The organism is Streptomyces sp. B21-083, from assembly GCF_036898825.1.
Classification (GTDB): domain Bacteria; phylum Actinomycetota; class Actinomycetes; order Streptomycetales; family Streptomycetaceae; genus Streptomyces.
The window spans coordinates 5,250,505-5,265,510 of the sequence record NZ_JARUND010000001.1 but is presented as its reverse complement, the minus strand read 5'-3'; the positions used below and the strand labels follow the sequence as shown (position 1 = coordinate 5,265,510).

Genomic DNA, 15,006 nt, shown 5'->3' with positions numbered 1-15,006 from the left:
CCCCACTGGAGAAAGTGACCATGAGTACGTCGATCCTGGAAGACGAGATCCGCGAGTTCGTCCTGACATCGGTCATCGACGAGATGAACATCCTGCTGAGCCGCGACGGCATCACGGACGACAGCCCGGTGACCGTCGGTGGGCTGGATGTCGACTCCCTGAGTTTGATCGAACTCACCCTGCGCCTGGAGTCCCGGTTCGGTGTCGAGATCCCCGACACCGACATCGAACCCCTGGCCACCCTGACCCTCGGCGGGCTCGTCGCCGAGGTCGTCCGACGTGGTGCGAAGGCATGAGTACGAGCACGGGGGCCTCCGACACCGGCGCCATCCCCGTCACCGGCCTCACCACCGACTCCGTACGGGAGCTGCTGGCGGACCGCAAGATCTTCCCGGGGCTGCCCGACGACCTCGGGGAGGACGCCGAACTGGTCCTGGACTCCCTCGGGTTGGTGTGGCTGCTGCATGTGGTGGAGGAGCGGTACTGCCTGGTCGTCGAGCCCACCGACGAGGACATCGCCGGGCTGACCTCCCTCCGGCGGCTCACCGAGTATCTGCGTACCGAACACATGCGTAACGAACACCTGCGTACCGCCCGGAAAGGGGGCGCCCGGGATGACGCATGAAGTGACGGTGACCGGCTACGGGGTACGGACCGCGTTCGGTGAGGGTGCGGAGGCGTTGCGGCGCGGGGTGTTCGCGGGGGTGCCGGCGTTCCGGCCCACCACGCGGTTCGACACGGCGCCGTACCGGACGGCGGTTGCCGCGGCGGCGCCCGACGGGGCGGGCGACTCCGTCGAGGGGTGGGCGTTGCGGGACGCACTTGGCCAGTGCGGGGCGCTCGCGCTTGGCATGGCCGGGCTCGGGGTGGGTGCGGAGGCGGCGGTGCTTTTGGGGGTGGCCGGGGATCATCGGAGCGTCACCCGGTATTGGCGGGGCGCCGGGGATTCTGTGCCGGTCGCTCCGGGGGGATCGCCGTATGAAGGGCGCGGGTCCGTTGCGGCTGGTCGCGCAGTTCCCCGTGCCCCTATAGGGGCACGCCTCGCCGACGCCGTGCCCGCTCGGCTTGCCGAGTTGGTGGCCGGGGGCCTTGGGCTGACCGGGTCCCGGCTCACCTTCACCAATGCCTGTGTCGCTTCCGCCGCCGCGATCATTCATGCCTGCCGGCTGATCTCCTCGGGGCGGATCGAGGTCGCCGTCTGTGCGGGTGGGTATCTGGTCGAGGAGGAGACCTTCGGGAAGTTCGACTCGGGGCGGGCGTTGTCGCGGGACGGCATGGTGCGCCCGTTCAGCGCCGATCGGACCGGGCTGCTGCTGGGCGACGGTGTCGCGGCCGTCGTGCTGGAGTCCGCCGAGCACGCCCGGCGGCGCGGTGCCCGGCCGCTCGCGTCGGTCGTCGGGTGGGGCGCCGCCACCGACGCCCACCACATCGCCCAGCCGCACCCGCAGGGCGCCGGCCTCGCCCGTGCCGCACAACAGGCGTTGCGGCGGGCCGGGGATCCGGACGGCGCGTCCCTCGACTACGTCAACGCCCATGGCACCGGCACCAAGTACAACGACGGCGCCGAGACCAGGGGCCTGCGCGCCGCCTTCCCGAAACACGCCGAGTCGATACCGGTCAGCTCGACCAAGTCCACCACCGGCCACCTCCTGGAAGCCGCGGGTGTCGTGGAGTTCGTGATCACGATGCTGGCCCTGCTGGACGGCGTACTCCCGCCGACCGCCGGATACGGCAGCCCCGACCCGGAGTGCGACCTCGACTACGTGCCGAACGACCCGCGCCCCGCCGACGTGCGCCGCGCCCTCACCATCAACGCCGCCTTCGGGGGCGCCAACACCGCACTCGTCCTGGAGCGGCCGTGACCCCGACCGACGAGACCCACCCCGCTGACCCGCGCTCCTCCCTTCCTTCCCGCTCCTCCCTCTCGGTCCTCGCCGCCGCCACGGCCACCCATGACACCGGCCTGGACGACGACATCGCGCTGCCGAAGCTCCCCGGCTTCGTGGAGTCGGCGTTCAGTCCGCTGGCGTACGAGGTCAGCGGCAGGTGCCTGACCGCGCACCCCGGAGACGGCGACCGTACCGCCGTGGCGCTGGCCAGCCTGATGGGTGACACCACCACCGCGGACCTGGCGAGCCGGCGCATGGTGTCCGGGCGGGTCCACAACCCCCTGCTGTTCATGCAGGCCACCGCCAACTCCGTGCTGGGGCACATGAGTCGGGAGTTCGGGATCACCGGCCAGATGTTCAGCCTCTCCACCCTCGACGACTCGCTCAGTGAACTCCTCTCCATGGCAGACCTGTTGCTCGAGGACGAGGAGCTCGACCGGGTCCTGGTACTGGGGGTGGAGCTGGGCGGCGGCGAGCGCGTGGCCGCCGTACACCGTGAACTGGCGGCGGACAGCGGGCTGACGTTCGCGGATCTCCCCGAGTCGGCGGGCCTGGCGGCGGCGGTACTCCTCGGCCGTCCCTGCGACGCGCCCGGGGCGCCGGTGCTGGTCAGGCCCACCGGGACGGCCGGGCAACCCGGCAGCATCCAGAGTCTGTTCGAGCTGGCCACCGCCCATGCCGAACCACGTACCGAGACGGAGACCCATCCCCATGCTCATCAGTAGGCAGGAGCGGGCCCGGATCTGCTCCGACACCGAACTGGGCGCCGGCAACATCCTGGCCCGGCTGGCGGCGTACGACCGCCCACGCGACGAGGTCGTCCTTCGCACGGACGGCAACTGGCGTGCTCCGGACGGTAGTTACCTCACCGAGCTGACCCTCGGGGCGTTGCAGGAGGCCGTCGAGACCTACGCGGGCTGGTACGCCGCCCAGGGTGTTCGCCCCCGTGACCCGGTGGCCCTCCACTCCTACTCCAGCACCGAGTTCGCGGTGAACTACCTGGCGCTGACCTCGCTCGGCGCGATCCCCTCGTTCGTCAACGGCAACCTGCCGCCCGACATCGCTCGGGAGTACGTACGACGGCAGGGCGCCGTAGGTGCCTTCACGGACCTCGAACACCACGACGTACTGGCACCGGCGACGGCATCGACGTCTTCGGGCTCGGCCTCGGGCCTTCGCTTCCGCGCGACCGCCGCCGACATCCGCCCCGAACACCGGGCCTCGCTCCCGCCCTCCCACCCCTACCGTCACGACCCCACCGACCCGGTGCTCATCTCCCACTCGTCCGGAACCACCGGTATGCCCAAGGGAGTTCCACACACCCACCGGACGCTGATGTACGCGCAACTGCACCGCCTGCGCTACTCCACCGGCACCGACATGGAACGCACCCTGGTCGGCCTGCCCGGCGCCCACAACGCGATGGTCGCCACGCTGCTCTACTGCCTCCTCCTACGCACCGACATCAAGCTCCTCTCCAGCCAGCGCGGCGCCCAAGTACTGGACGCCATCGAGGAGTTCAGGCCAACGACCGTGCTGGCCTTCGCCGGGACCTTCGGCGAGATGGCCGCCGAGGATCTCTCGGCCCGCGACCTGTCCAGCGTGCAGGTGTGGTTCAACACCGGGGACGCGGCCCACGAAGCCCACATCCGGGCCCTCGTGCGGCACGGCAGCCACCAGACGATCGGCAAGGACCTGCGGCGCACCCGCGTCGACGGCTCGGTCTTCGTCGACGGCCTCGGCTCCTCCGAGGCCGGCTACTCCGTCTTCCACAACCGGCACACCAAGGACACCTCGGCCTACTCGCGCTGCGTCGGCAGGCCGATCAGCTTCGCCGAGGCCGCCGTACTCGCCGAGGACGGTACCCCGCTGCCGCCCGGCGAGATAGGCCGCCTGGGCCTCAAGTCGCCGACTCTCACGCCGGGTTACTGGAACGACTCGCTGACCTGGAACCGTATGCGCCTCGGCGGCTACTGGCTCACCGGCGACCTCGCCCACCAGGACGAGGACGGCAACTTCTACCACCTCGACCGCGCCCCGGACGCCATCCGCACCCTCGCCGGCGTCGTCTTCAGCACCCGCACCGAGGAACTCCTGCTCCGCGAACTGCCCGAGCTCGCGGACTGCACGGTGGTCGGGGTCGCCGACGACGGCGTACGCGCGGACTGGGACGGCGACGGAGTGGCGGAGGCATACGCGCTGCTCCAGCTCTCCGACGAACAGGGCGGCGACGACACCGAGTTGACCGACCGGGTCAACACAGCTCTCCGGGCCGCCGGATTCCCCCCGGTCACCCGGGCCCTGCGCATGAAGCCCGACGACGTCGCCAAGGGCGCCACCGGCAAGGTCCTCAAGCGAGTGATGCGCGACCGCTTCGCCGCTTCGGAGGCCAAGGAGCAACAGCAATGAGCACGGGCACGGGTACAGGCACAGGCACGGGTCCAGGTACGGGCTCGGGTGCTGAGGGCGTCAACCACCGCGCGCGGGCGAGCGAGGCCTACCGGCTGTGGTGGCAGCACGACGCGAACTGGTACCAGGGGGTGGCGAGCCGGTTCGGGCAGGAGGCCGCGAACGAGCTCAACGCCGAGGCGCTGCGGAAGGTCGCGACGCACGTCGGACAGCGCGTCGGTCGCCTCTCCGGCCCGCTCCCCGCCACCGGCGACACCCACAAGGACCTGGAGGAACTGCGCCACCGGTACGACGACTGCGGCGACCGGATGTTCCCGCCGGAACTGCGCAACGCCTCCACCGAGGTCGAGGACGTGACCGATGACGAGGGTCTGATCGTCCTCACGCTCCGCCGGAGTTTCGCCGTCACCATGGTGCGGATGGCCGGCTCACTGGACGGCTACCGGTGCCCGTGCACCGACATCCACGCCGGCTGGTCCGAAGGCCTCGGCGTCACCCTCACGGAGAACCGCGCCGAGACCTGCCTGCGCGACGGCGACAAGGCATGCCGCCTGCTCATGCGCGTACGCACACCCCTTACTCGCGACATCACGGAGGACTGAACGTCATGCGGATACTTGTTGCCGGAGCCACCGGAGTGGTCGGGCACCCCCTGGTCGGTGCGCTGCGCGCGCGGGGCCACCAGGTGAGCGCGCTGGTCCGGGAGGAGTCCCGGGCCCGCGCTCCGGAAGCGGACGCGATCGTGGTCGCCGACGCCCTCGACCGGGAAGCGCTGCTGGCCGCCTTGTCGGAGGTACGCCCAGAGGTGGTCGTCCATCAGATGACGGCGCTGCGGCTGATGACGGACAACCCCCCGGAGGCCTTCGCGCAGACCGCGCGACTGCGCACCGAGGGCACCGCCAACCTGGTCGCGGCGGCCCGAGCGGCCGGTGCCCGGCGGCTGGTCGCCCAGTCCATCGCCTTCGCCGCCGCGCCGACCGGAGACACGGTCGTCGACGAGGACGTACCGCTGCACGTGGACGCCCCGGACCCCGGCTGGGCGGCCACCGTACAGGCGGTCGCCGCACTGGAGGTGCAAGTACTGGGCGCCTCCTTGGAGTTGAGCGGCGCGGTGCTGCGGTACGGGACGCTGTACGGCCCCGGCACCGGGTACGCCCGTACCGCCCTCGGGCAGCAGATCCTGGCGGGGCAGATCCCGCTGCCCGGGGGTGGGGCCGGGATCACCTCGTTCCTGCATGTGGAGGACGCCGTGGGGGCGGCGTTGGCGGCCGTGGAGTCGGAGGCCACCGGCGCCTTCCACATCACGGACGACGAACCGGCCCCGGCCGCCCAGTGGTTGCCGCACTACGCCGGGGTGCTGGGCGCCCCGGCGCCGCGCACGATCCCGGTGGAGATGGCACTCCGGATGTTCGGCTGGTTCATGACCCACCAGCTCACCGCGGCGGCCGGCGCGTCGAACGCGCGGGCTCGTACGGAACTTGGCTGGAAGCCGCTGCGACCGAGCTGGCGCGACGGGCTGGGCCAGGAATGACCGGACCCCGACATGGAGGATGGCATGGAGGGTGGCATGGAGAGTGAAGCCATGATGGCGCAGGCGACGCCCCGTTCGGTCTTCGTCACCGGCGGAAACAGGGGGATCGGGCTGGCCATAGCCCGCCGTTTCGCCACGGCGGGCGACCGGGTCGCGGTGACGTACCGAGACCAGAAGCCCCCGGAAGCGGAAACGGAGGGATTCCTCGCCGTACGCTGCGATGTGACGGACAGTCAGGCGGTCGACAGGGCCTTCAAGGAGGCCGAGTCGGCACACGGCCCGGTGAACGTCCTGGTGGCCAACGCGGGCACCTCGAACGACCGACTGCTGGTGCGGATGACGGAGGCGGACTTCACCTCGGTCATCGACACCAACCTCACCGGCTCCTTCCGCGTCACCCAGCGCGCGGTGCGCGGGATGCTCCGCGAAGGTCACGGCCGTATCGTCCTCATCTCCTCCACGGCAGCCCTGCACGGCTCCGCCGGCCAGACCAACTACGCGGCGTCAAAAGCCGGGTTGATCGGTTTCGCCCGCTCACTGACCCGCGAACTGGGCCCACGTGACATCACCTGCAACGTGGTGGCCCCCGGCCTCACGGAAACGGACATGAGCAGCGCCCTCACTCCCGAACAACGCCGCGACCTCCTCCGCCAGACCCCGGCCGGCCGCCTCGCCCACCCCGACGAGGTCGCGGACGCCGTGGCGTTCCTGGTGGGGCGGGGTATGTGCGGGGGGCTGTGATTCCGGTGGACGGGGGCGCGGGGCTGGGGCACTGAAGCCTGCCCGACGGAATAAAACACAACAAACTTGAATATTTTCCCTATGCCGAAGTGAGATCGGAAGTGAAGCCGGAAGTGAAGCCGGAAGTGGAAGCTGTGAACCCGATCGCCACGCTGCGCCCATCCGCCACCACCGTGGAGCAGTACCGCAAGGAGGACGCCTGGCGCGCCGGCACCATCCTGGACGACCTGGCACGGTGGCGTGCCGAGACCCCCGACGCCCCCGCCCTTCTCGTGTCGGAGGCCGGCCGGGGCGTCGTGCGGCTGAGCTACGCGCAGTACGCCGAGTATGTGGACCGCTTCGCCGGCGCGTTGCACGCGCTGGGGGTGCGCAGCGGTCAGGTCGTCGCGATGCAGTTGCCGAACCGCTGGCAGATCGGACCGCTGGTACTGGCCTGCGCCCGGCTCGGGGCCGTCGCCGCGCCGATCATGTGCGCGTTCCGCCCCCGTGAGCTGGAGCGGATGCTGCGCCGGCTGGATGCCGTCGTCTGCGTGACCATCGACCGGTGGGACAACTTCGAGCACGCCGAGGCGCTGGCCGAGATGGCACCCCGGCTGCCCGCACTGCGCCACCGTGTGGTGCTCGGCGAGCGACCCGCCGACGGGCACGACGGGCACGACGGGGAACTCGACTTCCGCGAGTACTTCGAGCGCGCGGAGCACACGGAGCACGGCGCCCTGCCGGATCCGTCCGTCGTGGACCCGGACCGGGTCTCCCTGGTGCTGTTCACCTCCGGCACCTCCGGCGAGCCGAAGGCCGTGCTGCACACCCTCAACACCTCGTACGCCTGGTACGCCCCCCTCGCGGACGCCGACGGTATCGGCCCCGACAGCCGCGTCTACTCACCGAACGCGGCGACACACATCGTCGGCCTCACCATGGGGCTCCTGATGCCGCTGCACCGAGGGGCCTGCGCGGTCATGACGGACCTCTGGGAGCCGGAGGCCGTCATCCCCTTCCTGGCCGAGGCCCAGGTCAGCTGGATGGTCATCGTCCCGGTCACCCTCTCCGCCCTGATCGACGCGATGGAACGCACCTCGCTGCGACTGCCCACCGTGCGGGTCATCCGCGCGGGAGGCACCGTGGTGCCGCAGCCGCTGTTCAGGCGGGTGACCGAGACCTTCGGAATCCCGCTGAACGTGGGCTGGGGCATGACCGAGGGCGCCAACATCTTCACCCGCTCCGGAGAACACCCGGACCTGGCCGGCCGCACCGTTGGACGCTGCGCCCCGGGCCACGAGATCGACGTACGGGCCGACCACCCGATCAGCGACGACCAGCCCGGCCGCCTCTTCGTCCGCAGCCCTTCCCTCTGCCTGGCCACCTGGGGCCGGGACGACGGCCGGCTGACCGTGCTCGCCGAGCACGACGACGGCTGGTACGACACCGGTGACCTCGTGGCACCGGACGGCCACGGCGGCATCCGGCTGCACGGCCGCGCCGAAGACCGGATCGGCGACATCATGATCCCGGTCAGTGACGTCGAGTCGGCCCTGCTGGACCACCCCGACGTACGGGATGTCGCCCTGGTCGCCTACCCGGGCGGCCACGGCAGCGAGCTCGCCTGCGCGGTCGTCGTCGCGGGGGAGCGGACGCCCACCCTCGATGGCCTGCGCGACTGGCTCGGCGGGCTCGGCATGAGCGAATGGTGCCTGCCGTCCCGCCTGGAACTCCTGTCCGCACTGCCGCGCAACGAGACCGGCAAGGTTCGAAAGAACCTGCTCCGGGACCGGCTTCAGCTCCGCTCAGCCGATTGATCAGCCGACTGATCAGCGGACCGGTCAGCGGACTGAGAGATTCGGTTCGCCCGGGAGAATCGTCCCCGGGCGAAGGGCGACGACGCTATCCGAGGCGGGCCGTGGTGATGAAGAAGGTCGCCGTCGCGGTGAAGGCGTTCCGGCGGGAGAGATCGCTCAGGTCGTCCTTCCACCGCACCGCCGCCCCCTCGCTGACGGTGCCTTGGGTGAGAGCCGCCGTCAGGGCCGGCTGCAGCACCACGTCGAACGCGGACGCGTGGTCGCTCAGGGTCGCCATGACGGGAACGATCTCGATGTCGGTGAATCCCGCGTCGGCGAGGTGGTAGGCGCTGTGGGTGCCGGCGTGGGGATTCGGGACGGCCGAGCAGAACGCGTCCTTGACCGCGTCGGTCGTCTCCGAGAACCGCGAACTCACCACCATCGACCCGAGATCGGGGTCCGCGAGAACGATCGTCCCGCCCGGCCTCAGTACTCTGCGGGCCTCGGACAGTGCCTCGGCGGGAGCGCCGAAGTGGAGGAAGGTCCGCTCGGACCGGTACCACGACAGTTCACCGTCCTCGAACGGCAGCTCGAAGGCGCTGCCCCTGACGACGCGACAGTGCGGGAACCTGACCAGGGCCGCGTCGACCATGGCCTGACTGCTGTCGACCCCCACGGCGTCCTTTCCGAGCCGTACGAGGTCCGCGACGGCACGGCCGGCGCCGCACCCGATGTCCGCTCCCTTGCCCTCGGCGGCCTCCAGAGCGCGGTAGGTGACCTCCCGCACGGCGCGGCCGCTCTCGCTCTCCTCCATCTTCCGCAGATAGGCGATGAAATCCTCGGGGACGCCGGACGAGTCGACGTCGTGGAAGCGAGCGGCAAGGCTTTCGGCGGTGCGTGGTCCGGTGGTGTCCACGAGCTGCTGTCTCCCGTCAGGGGTGCCTGATTCTTGAGTGCGGGTAGCGCTTGTCGATGAGTCAACTCAGCTTAGCAGCAAGGGAACTGACGGTACGTCAGGAGAAATCCGGGCGCCGATGACCTTGCCCGCCGTTGCCCCCATGCCCCGTGTCCCCATGTCCCGTGCCCCCGGGTCCCGCGTCCCCATGTCCCGGGAGGCGCGTTCGGAGGGCGCGCAGATCCTCCAGCCACGGACTCGACCTCACGGCCCTCTACAGTCCCGCCTGAAACATGCCTAGCATCAGCACATGCGTTTATGGCGGAGTCATGACAGCAGTGCGGCCCTGCACTCCCTCCCCCGCGACCCCCGAGCCGACGAGTACCCGATGCCGTTCGTCCCGTACGGCTGGTACGCCGTACTCCGCAGCGCCGAGCTGCGGCCGGGGAAGGTCGTCAGCCTGCACTACTTCGGACGGGCACTCATCGCCTTCCGAGGCACCGACGGCCGGGCGACCGTACGGGACGCGCACTGCCCCCACTACGGCGCCCACCTGGGCGCCGGCGGGAAGGTCGTGGACGGCACGGTGGTGTGCCCGTTCCACGGCTGGCGGTTCGGTACGGACGGCGCGTGCGTGGAGGCACCGTTCGCCGCCCGCACCCCCAAGGTGTCCCTCGGCGGGTTCCCGGTGCGCGAGCACAGCGGGCTCGTCCTCGTCTACGCCGGACCGGGCGAGCCGTCATGGGAGGTACCGGAGATCCCCGAGACGGAGTCCAAGGACTACGCCGCGCCGATCGACGACATCTGCCGGGCGCGTGTCCACGTCCAGGAGATGCGCGAGAACATCGTCGACGAGTCCCACTTCCACTACATCCACGGCCAGAGCGAACCCCCCGTCCAGGACTGGAGCGAGGACGGCCCCTACGCCGAGGCCCGCGGCCGGATCGCCCGCCGCGTTCTCCGCTGGGACATCAACAACACCTTCGACGCGTACATGTACGGTCCGGGCGTCATGGTGGTCCGGGTGCACGGCCCGGTCCTTTCGGTGACAGCGGTCGCCTTCACCACCCCGGTCGACGACAACACGAGCGAACTCCGGATGCTGTACTACATCCGCAAACCGGCCCGCTTCCCGTTCCGGCTCCTTACCCCCGCCCTCAAGCTCGTCTTCCGCGCGGAAGCCCTCGGCGAGGTGCGCGAGGAGGTCGAGATCTGGGACCACAAGATCCACCAGGCCCGCCCGATACTGCTCCCGCACGAGAAGGGGATCAGGGCGATTCGGCGCTGGTACGCGCAGTTCTACCCGCCGGACGTGACGATCCCGGCGCCACGTCAGCCGACCGTGCCGACCGAGGCCGGGGTCGGGGTCGAGGCCGGGGTCGAGGTTCGGCAATGAGGACCCCGTGAAGACTGCATGCTCCGGGCACTGCCCCGACCAGGCCAACGTTGTCAATATCGTCGTCTTGCCGTCGCGCTCCGCGACTACTACACAAAGGTGGTTGACTTCTTGAGACTGACCCGTGCGACCCTCGCCCTGGCCGCCGGTGCCCTCGCTCCGGCTTTGCTGCTCTCCACTCCGTCCGTGGCCACCGCCGCGACGCCGTCGACCGCCGCCGTGGCCTCGGCGGACACGGGTTCCCCCTACGACGAGATGGACGCGGACGATCTGCGCATCGCGATCGTCCGCATCCTGGCCGACCCCGACAGCGGCAAGCGCGTGACCCGAGAGGCCAACCAGCTCCTCGACAACGGCACCGTCACCGAGATGCGCGCCTGGCTCGAGACCGGCCACCGCCTCGCCCAGGCCGAGGACGACCGCGTCACCATCGTGCGGCTACTGGCCAACCCGAACACCAGCGCCGCCCTGCGCGCGGCAGCGAACGCGGCCCTGAACGACAACACCCCGGAAACACTGCGCTACTTCGTCGAGGTCGGCCAGTACGAGGTCGGCCGCTAGAACCTGCCGTTCCGACGGGCAGAGCCGGTAGCGCGGGGGCCCCTGACACGTTCGGCCGCCAGGCTGAGGAGACGCCTACGGGATGGGCCCCTCGCGCGAGGTTGCTTCAAGCGTGGGGGAATCGGCGACCGCCGCCAGGACGATCGCCTCCATCCTGGTGTCCAACGCACTCCACGACCCCGCCACCGGCTACCCCTGGGCGGTCTCCGTGGCCCGGCAACTCGGCCGCAGCGGAGTGCTCCTCACCTACGAGGGCCAGGGCCACGGCAGCGTCACCAACGGCCCCTGCATGGAGCACACCGTCGACGGCTACCTGACTGCACTGACGGTGCCACCACGCGGCACCAGGTGTCCGGCCGTGCCGTCCTGAGGGGGCCGGTCCACGCGCGACTTCCGGCAGCACCGGGCGGCGCCGATCCGCGGTGCCCGCAGTCGGCTTCGCGTGGGGCCCACCACGAACCTTCCGGCTCCTGACCTCCACCCGCAAACTCGTCTTCCGGCGCGGAGGCCTGGGCGAGGTGCGCGAGGAGGTCGAGATCTGGGACCTCAAGATCCACCGGACCAGCCCGGTACTGCTCCCGCACGAGAAGGGGATCAGGGCGATACCTGCGGCGCGGCAGCCTGCGCAGCAGACCTCACCAGCCACCCCGCCTTGACTTCGGAACATATTCCGAACTACGTTTCACCTATGTCCACTCTGACCGTTTCGTTCTCCGACCTGTCGAAAAACTCGAAGCGGGTCGCCGAAACCGTCGACCGCGCCCACCGTGTCCATGTGACGCGCCGCGACGGCGAGGACCTGTACCTCACCACGGAGCGCCATGACCGTCAGCGGGAAGAGACCGCCGACGTCACTGCCCGGCTGTTCACAGCCCTGATCGGCAGTGACGAAGGTTCCCGCGCGATTCTGCTCGCCCTGCCCGAGGTCTTTCCCTGGACCAGGCACCTGTCCACCGAGGAAGTGCGCGAGTTCGTCGTCGACCTCGTGAACGCGACCCACGACGCCGCAGAACTGGACGTACACACCAGCCTGCACCGCGTCATAGTCGAATGGCGCGCCACCGCCCGAATCCTTGCGGATCCCGACCTGACGGCACAGCTGACCACCCCGCTCCCGGACGAGGACCACGGCGAGGTGCCCGCTCCGTGAGCCCCAAACGCGGCGACGATGTCGCACCACCGCCGATCGACAAGGAATGGCGCCTCCGTTTCGCCACGAACGACGCGGCCAAGGGCTGGGGCGACCTGTGCCACGAAGCCCCGGGTAACACCCGGCGCTGCTACGAGGCGCTGCGCACGAACCCGCTCTCCACAAACGACCCCGACCGTCAGCACAGGCTCCGCGGACGCCTCGCCACCGCCGTCCTCGGCGGCACGGAATACCCGCAGTGGGAGTACGAGGTCACCGCAGGTGGCCGTGTCCGCTATCTCGTCGACCAACCGCGCCGGACCGTACACCTCGTCTACGCCTCCACCCGGCACCCCAAGGACACCGACAGCTGAACCGCGTCGCTCCGCACCACCGTCACCGCCTCACCGGCGGCGGGCGTCGCCTCTTCCGCGCGGTAACGAGAGCGTCGTTTCCGTGCGCGTAAGCACCCCCGATCACAGGGCTGGGGGTGCTTCGCTGCTCCGCGCTCAGTACTTGATGTGCTCTACGAAGGCGCCCCAAGCCGGTTCGGAAGCGACCAGGATCGGCCCGTGGGGGATCTTGCTGTCGCGGACGGGGACAATGCCGGGTAGGTCACCGGAGACCTCTACGCAGTTGCCGCCGTTGTTGCTGTAGGAGGACTTGACCCAGTCCAGGCCCTCCAGAACGGACGCTATGACCGTAAGTGACTGTGAATTCATTCTGTGATCTCTCGCGCTAGCTGGTTCAGGATCTTCGGGGTGTCCCGCGGGGGAAGGGCGTTCGACGCCATGACGTCGAACATCCGGGAGAACCGGCCGACCTCTCGAGGCTTGTCGGTGACGGCGACCGTGCGCATCGCGGTGTCACTCTGAATGGTCGTCGGCAGACCGTCGCCGAGGATCATGATGTTCACATCGTGGAACGCCACGAAACCCCGCTCCCCGTGGGGGAGCACCTGGATGGTGACGTTCTCCAAGGCCGCCAGTTCGCCCAGTTCGTCGTACTGACCACGCATCACGTCCGCGGTCCCGACGGGATACCGCAGGGCCGGTTCGTTGAGAACCACCCAGAGTTTCACGGGGTCGTCCTCACGAGTCAGCGCCTCCTTCCGCTTCATGCGCATACCCACGCTCTGATGCACGAACTCGGTCGTGGTCTCGTCAATGGGCTTGTGCAGTTCATGTACGGCACTCGCGTACGCCTCGGTCTGGAGCAGGCCCGGGATGACGGTCGGGTGGAAGGCGCGGATTTCCCGGGCCGCCGCCTCGATCCCGAGGAAGCGAGGCATGCCGGAGAGCATGTTCGTGCTGCCGTCCGACCACCATTCCCGGCTGGACGCCTCGCGCTGGAGAGCGATCAGCCGGTCCACCTGGTCGTCGTCCGTGATGCCGTAGCGCTCCAACAGCTCCCGCAGCTGGCCGGCCTGCCTGAAGGACTTCCAGCCGGTCTCGACGCGCTGGAGGGTGCTCTCGTCGACGCTCAGACCGTCGACGGCTTGAGCGATGGTGAGCCGGGCCTCCTTGCGCAACTGCCGTAGTTCATGGCCGAGTCCGATTCGCCTGGCGGTTGGCTGCGGTTTTGCGGCCATGTGCTCCCCGATCCCGCGCATGTGCGCGCGTTGCGTGCGATGTGTTCAGCCTCGCATCCGTTGGGTGCGAGGCGGAAGCCATGCGTATGTGTTGGCATGTGCCATTTCTTCAACTAAGGCTGATTCGAGGCAGATTCTATTGCGAATGTCTGATGCCAAGGAGGACCGTGAGCACGAGAGACAAGAAGACCCCGGCGAGTCGGTCAGGACTCCCGGGGCGTGGCCCACCAACTAGTTGGAGTTGATGAACATGGCCGAGCGTAGCGCTGCCGCGCTGCACTGGGTTGTGGTGACCCTGGTTCTCTGGGGCCTCACCCGCCTGATCCCGCCGACCGGAACCCGACGGAAACCTCCACCGTCGGTGTGCGCCATCATGACCAGCTTGAACCCAACAGGTTCTGCTGGGTTGGCGATGCGGATGCCTGCGGTACGCCGGTCGCCGTACAGCACCGACCGGGCGCCTCTGGACGGTTCGGCGTCCCGCCTGGCCCGGCCCTATCTGCCCGCCCTCGCGGACTCCGTCGCGGAGACGGAGGCATTCGCGGCACTCCGTACGGCCCGTGTACGCCCCTACTGGGCAGCGCGTGAACGGGCGGTGCGCTTGCGTCGCCGGGCGGTCGCGGTGCTGGCCGTGGACTTCGGCATCGACATCGACGCCCGGGACATCCACGCCGAGCTGAGCGCGGTGCGGGCCCGATGACCGGCTCCAGGGTTCAAGTTGCCGTACGACAGGCCGAGTTGCCCATGCTCCACGCCTACCGGCTCTGGTTCGAGCACGCCCGCAGGTGCGCCGACTGCAAGCGTGTCAGCAAGGCCCAGGACGGGTGCGAGAACGGGCAGGGCCTGTGGGCCGCCTACCGCCAGGCGTACGACGGAGGTCCGGGATGACCACGAACCCCACCGCCACCTGCGGGATGGTCCGCGCCTCACTGTTCTACCGGGCGCCGATGCTCAGCGAGAGCGGCTCGTGTGTCCTCGTCCCAGGGCATCAGGACGACCACCGCGACGCCAAGGGCGCCCGCTGGAACGTCATCCCCCTCGTCGGCGGCGCGGACCTCGACGTGGAAAGGGACGGCCGATGACCCGCGA

20 protein-coding genes and 1 pseudogene are annotated in these 15,006 nt (G+C 69.7%); 18 read left to right on the top strand and 3 right to left on the bottom strand.

Annotated elements, in window-relative coordinates:
- Positions 1–20 precede the first annotated feature (20 nt).
- From QA861_RS23645 to QA861_RS23605, 9 genes and pseudogenes are all read left to right on the top strand, one after another.
- Positions 21–296: an acyl carrier protein gene (locus QA861_RS23645; protein ID WP_334590291.1), complete on the top strand. Its 276-nt coding sequence runs from the start codon at positions 21–23 to the stop codon at positions 294–296.
- Entirely contained in the window at positions 293–625 is a 333-nt protein-coding gene (locus QA861_RS23640; protein WP_334590290.1) for an acyl carrier protein, read from the top strand. Before QA861_RS23645 ends, QA861_RS23640 begins: the two co-directional genes overlap by 4 nt.
- Positions 615–1,862 (top strand): beta-ketoacyl-[acyl-carrier-protein] synthase family protein, encoded by a 1,248-nt coding sequence (locus QA861_RS23635; protein ID WP_334590289.1) that lies wholly within the window; start codon positions 615–617, stop codon positions 1,860–1,862. Before QA861_RS23640 ends, QA861_RS23635 begins: the two co-directional genes overlap by 11 nt.
- Positions 1,859–2,614: a hypothetical protein gene (locus QA861_RS23630; RefSeq protein WP_334590288.1), complete on the top strand. Its 756-nt coding sequence runs from the start codon at positions 1,859–1,861 to the stop codon at positions 2,612–2,614. Before QA861_RS23635 ends, QA861_RS23630 begins: the two co-directional genes overlap by 4 nt.
- A complete protein-coding gene (avaA6, locus tag QA861_RS23625) occupies positions 2,601–4,298 on the top strand; it encodes a 3-aminoavenalumate diazotase (protein WP_334590287.1) in 1,698 nt (565 codons plus the stop codon). The genes QA861_RS23630 and avaA6 overlap by 14 nt, the downstream gene beginning before the upstream one ends.
- A complete protein-coding gene (locus QA861_RS23620) occupies positions 4,295–4,900 on the top strand; it encodes a hypothetical protein (protein ID WP_334590286.1) in 606 nt (201 codons plus the stop codon). Before avaA6 ends, QA861_RS23620 begins: the two co-directional genes overlap by 4 nt.
- 5 nt (positions 4,901–4,905) lie before the next feature.
- Positions 4,906–5,829, top strand: a complete 924-nt coding sequence (avaA7, locus tag QA861_RS23615; protein ID WP_334590285.1) for a 3-diazoavenalumate denitrifying reductase — start codon at positions 4,906–4,908, stop codon at positions 5,827–5,829.
- 54 nt (positions 5,830–5,883) lie between these two features.
- Positions 5,884–6,605: pseudogene (gene fabG / locus QA861_RS23610) on the top strand (3-oxoacyl-ACP reductase FabG).
- A gap of 90 nt (positions 6,606–6,695) precedes the next feature.
- Positions 6,696–8,366 (top strand): AMP-binding protein, encoded by a 1,671-nt coding sequence (locus QA861_RS23605; RefSeq protein WP_334590284.1) that lies wholly within the window; start codon positions 6,696–6,698, stop codon positions 8,364–8,366.
- 85 nt (positions 8,367–8,451) lie between these two features.
- Here the strand turns inward: QA861_RS23605 and QA861_RS23600 are convergent, their stop codons facing one another.
- Positions 8,452–9,261: a methyltransferase domain-containing protein gene (locus QA861_RS23600; RefSeq protein WP_334590283.1), complete on the bottom strand. Its 810-nt coding sequence runs from the start codon at positions 9,259–9,261 to the stop codon at positions 8,452–8,454.
- A 289-nt stretch (positions 9,262–9,550) separates the two neighbouring features.
- Here QA861_RS23600 and QA861_RS23595 point away from each other — a divergent pair, with 289 nt between their 5' ends.
- The 6 genes from QA861_RS23595 (at position 9,551) to QA861_RS23570 (ending at position 12,700) form a co-directional block, all read left to right on the top strand.
- Complete coding sequence (locus tag QA861_RS23595; RefSeq protein ID WP_334590282.1) at positions 9,551–10,636, top strand: Rieske 2Fe-2S domain-containing protein; 1,086 nt, start codon at positions 9,551–9,553, stop codon at positions 10,634–10,636.
- A gap of 111 nt (positions 10,637–10,747) precedes the next feature.
- Entirely contained in the window at positions 10,748–11,197 is a 450-nt protein-coding gene (locus QA861_RS23590) for an ALF repeat-containing protein (RefSeq protein WP_334590281.1), read from the top strand.
- Between the two features lie 112 nt (positions 11,198–11,309).
- Positions 11,310–11,567, top strand: coding sequence for an alpha/beta hydrolase (locus QA861_RS23585; RefSeq protein ID WP_334590280.1), 258 nt, complete (start codon positions 11,310–11,312; stop codon positions 11,565–11,567).
- Positions 11,568–11,619: 52 nt separating this feature from the next.
- Positions 11,620–11,853, top strand: coding sequence for a hypothetical protein (locus QA861_RS23580; protein ID WP_334590688.1), 234 nt, complete (start codon positions 11,620–11,622; stop codon positions 11,851–11,853).
- Between the two features lie 32 nt (positions 11,854–11,885).
- Entirely contained in the window at positions 11,886–12,347 is a 462-nt protein-coding gene (locus QA861_RS23575; protein WP_334590279.1) for a prevent-host-death family protein, read from the top strand.
- A complete protein-coding gene (locus tag QA861_RS23570; RefSeq protein ID WP_334590278.1) occupies positions 12,344–12,700 on the top strand; it encodes a hypothetical protein in 357 nt (118 codons plus the stop codon). Before QA861_RS23575 ends, QA861_RS23570 begins: the two co-directional genes overlap by 4 nt.
- Positions 12,701–12,835: 135 nt before the next feature.
- Here the strand turns inward: QA861_RS23570 and QA861_RS23565 are convergent, their stop codons facing one another.
- Together QA861_RS23565 and QA861_RS23560 are read right to left on the bottom strand one after the other, a co-directional pair.
- Positions 12,836–13,048: a DUF397 domain-containing protein gene (locus tag QA861_RS23565; protein WP_334590277.1), complete on the bottom strand. Its 213-nt coding sequence runs from the start codon at positions 13,046–13,048 to the stop codon at positions 12,836–12,838.
- Positions 13,045–13,917 carry a helix-turn-helix domain-containing protein gene (locus QA861_RS23560; protein WP_334590276.1) on the bottom strand — a complete coding sequence of 291 codons (873 nt, stop codon included), beginning with the start codon at positions 13,915–13,917 and terminating at the stop codon, positions 13,045–13,047. The genes QA861_RS23565 and QA861_RS23560 overlap by 4 nt, the downstream gene beginning before the upstream one ends.
- Before the next feature lie 418 nt (positions 13,918–14,335).
- Here QA861_RS23560 and QA861_RS23555 point away from each other — a divergent pair, with 418 nt between their 5' ends.
- Genes QA861_RS23555 through QA861_RS23545 form a run of 3 tightly spaced genes read left to right on the top strand, consistent with a single transcriptional unit; the run spans position 14,336 to position 14,999 of the window.
- Positions 14,336–14,617, top strand: a complete 282-nt coding sequence (locus QA861_RS23555) for a hypothetical protein (RefSeq protein ID WP_334590275.1) — start codon at positions 14,336–14,338, stop codon at positions 14,615–14,617.
- Positions 14,614–14,805, top strand: a complete 192-nt coding sequence (locus tag QA861_RS23550) for a hypothetical protein (protein ID WP_334590274.1) — start codon at positions 14,614–14,616, stop codon at positions 14,803–14,805. The genes QA861_RS23555 and QA861_RS23550 overlap by 4 nt, the downstream gene beginning before the upstream one ends.
- On the top strand, positions 14,802–14,999 hold the full coding sequence (locus QA861_RS23545) for a hypothetical protein (protein ID WP_334590273.1): 198 nt from the start codon (positions 14,802–14,804) through the stop codon (positions 14,997–14,999). Before QA861_RS23550 ends, QA861_RS23545 begins: the two co-directional genes overlap by 4 nt.
- Positions 15,000–15,006 lie beyond the last annotated feature (7 nt).

Excerpts from the sequence above, each read along its gene's own strand:
- QA861_RS23645 (WP_334590291.1), top strand. The coding sequence starts at position 21 with ATGAGTACGTCGATCCTGGAAGACGAGATCCGCGAGTTCGTCCTGACA.
- QA861_RS23640 (WP_334590290.1), top strand. The coding sequence starts at position 293 with ATGAGTACGAGCACGGGGGCCTCCGACACCGGCGCCATCCCCGTCACC.
- QA861_RS23635 (WP_334590289.1), top strand. The coding sequence starts at position 615 with ATGACGCATGAAGTGACGGTGACCGGCTACGGGGTACGGACCGCGTTC.
- avaA6 (WP_334590287.1), top strand. The coding sequence starts at position 2,601 with ATGCTCATCAGTAGGCAGGAGCGGGCCCGGATCTGCTCCGACACCGAA.
- QA861_RS23620 (WP_334590286.1), top strand. The coding sequence starts at position 4,295 with ATGAGCACGGGCACGGGTACAGGCACAGGCACGGGTCCAGGTACGGGC.
- avaA7 (WP_334590285.1), top strand. The coding sequence starts at position 4,906 with ATGCGGATACTTGTTGCCGGAGCCACCGGAGTGGTCGGGCACCCCCTG.
- QA861_RS23595 (WP_334590282.1), top strand. The coding sequence starts at position 9,551 with ATGCGTTTATGGCGGAGTCATGACAGCAGTGCGGCCCTGCACTCCCTC.
- QA861_RS23575 (WP_334590279.1), top strand. The coding sequence starts at position 11,886 with ATGTCCACTCTGACCGTTTCGTTCTCCGACCTGTCGAAAAACTCGAAG.
- QA861_RS23565 (WP_334590277.1), bottom strand. The coding sequence starts at position 13,048 with ATGAATTCACAGTCACTTACGGTCATAGCGTCCGTTCTGGAGGGCCTG.
- QA861_RS23560 (WP_334590276.1), bottom strand. The coding sequence starts at position 13,917 with ATGGCCGCAAAACCGCAGCCAACCGCCAGGCGAATCGGACTCGGCCAT.
- QA861_RS23555 (WP_334590275.1), top strand. The coding sequence starts at position 14,336 with ATGCCTGCGGTACGCCGGTCGCCGTACAGCACCGACCGGGCGCCTCTG.
- QA861_RS23550 (WP_334590274.1), top strand. The coding sequence starts at position 14,614 with ATGACCGGCTCCAGGGTTCAAGTTGCCGTACGACAGGCCGAGTTGCCC.
- QA861_RS23545 (WP_334590273.1), top strand. The coding sequence starts at position 14,802 with ATGACCACGAACCCCACCGCCACCTGCGGGATGGTCCGCGCCTCACTG.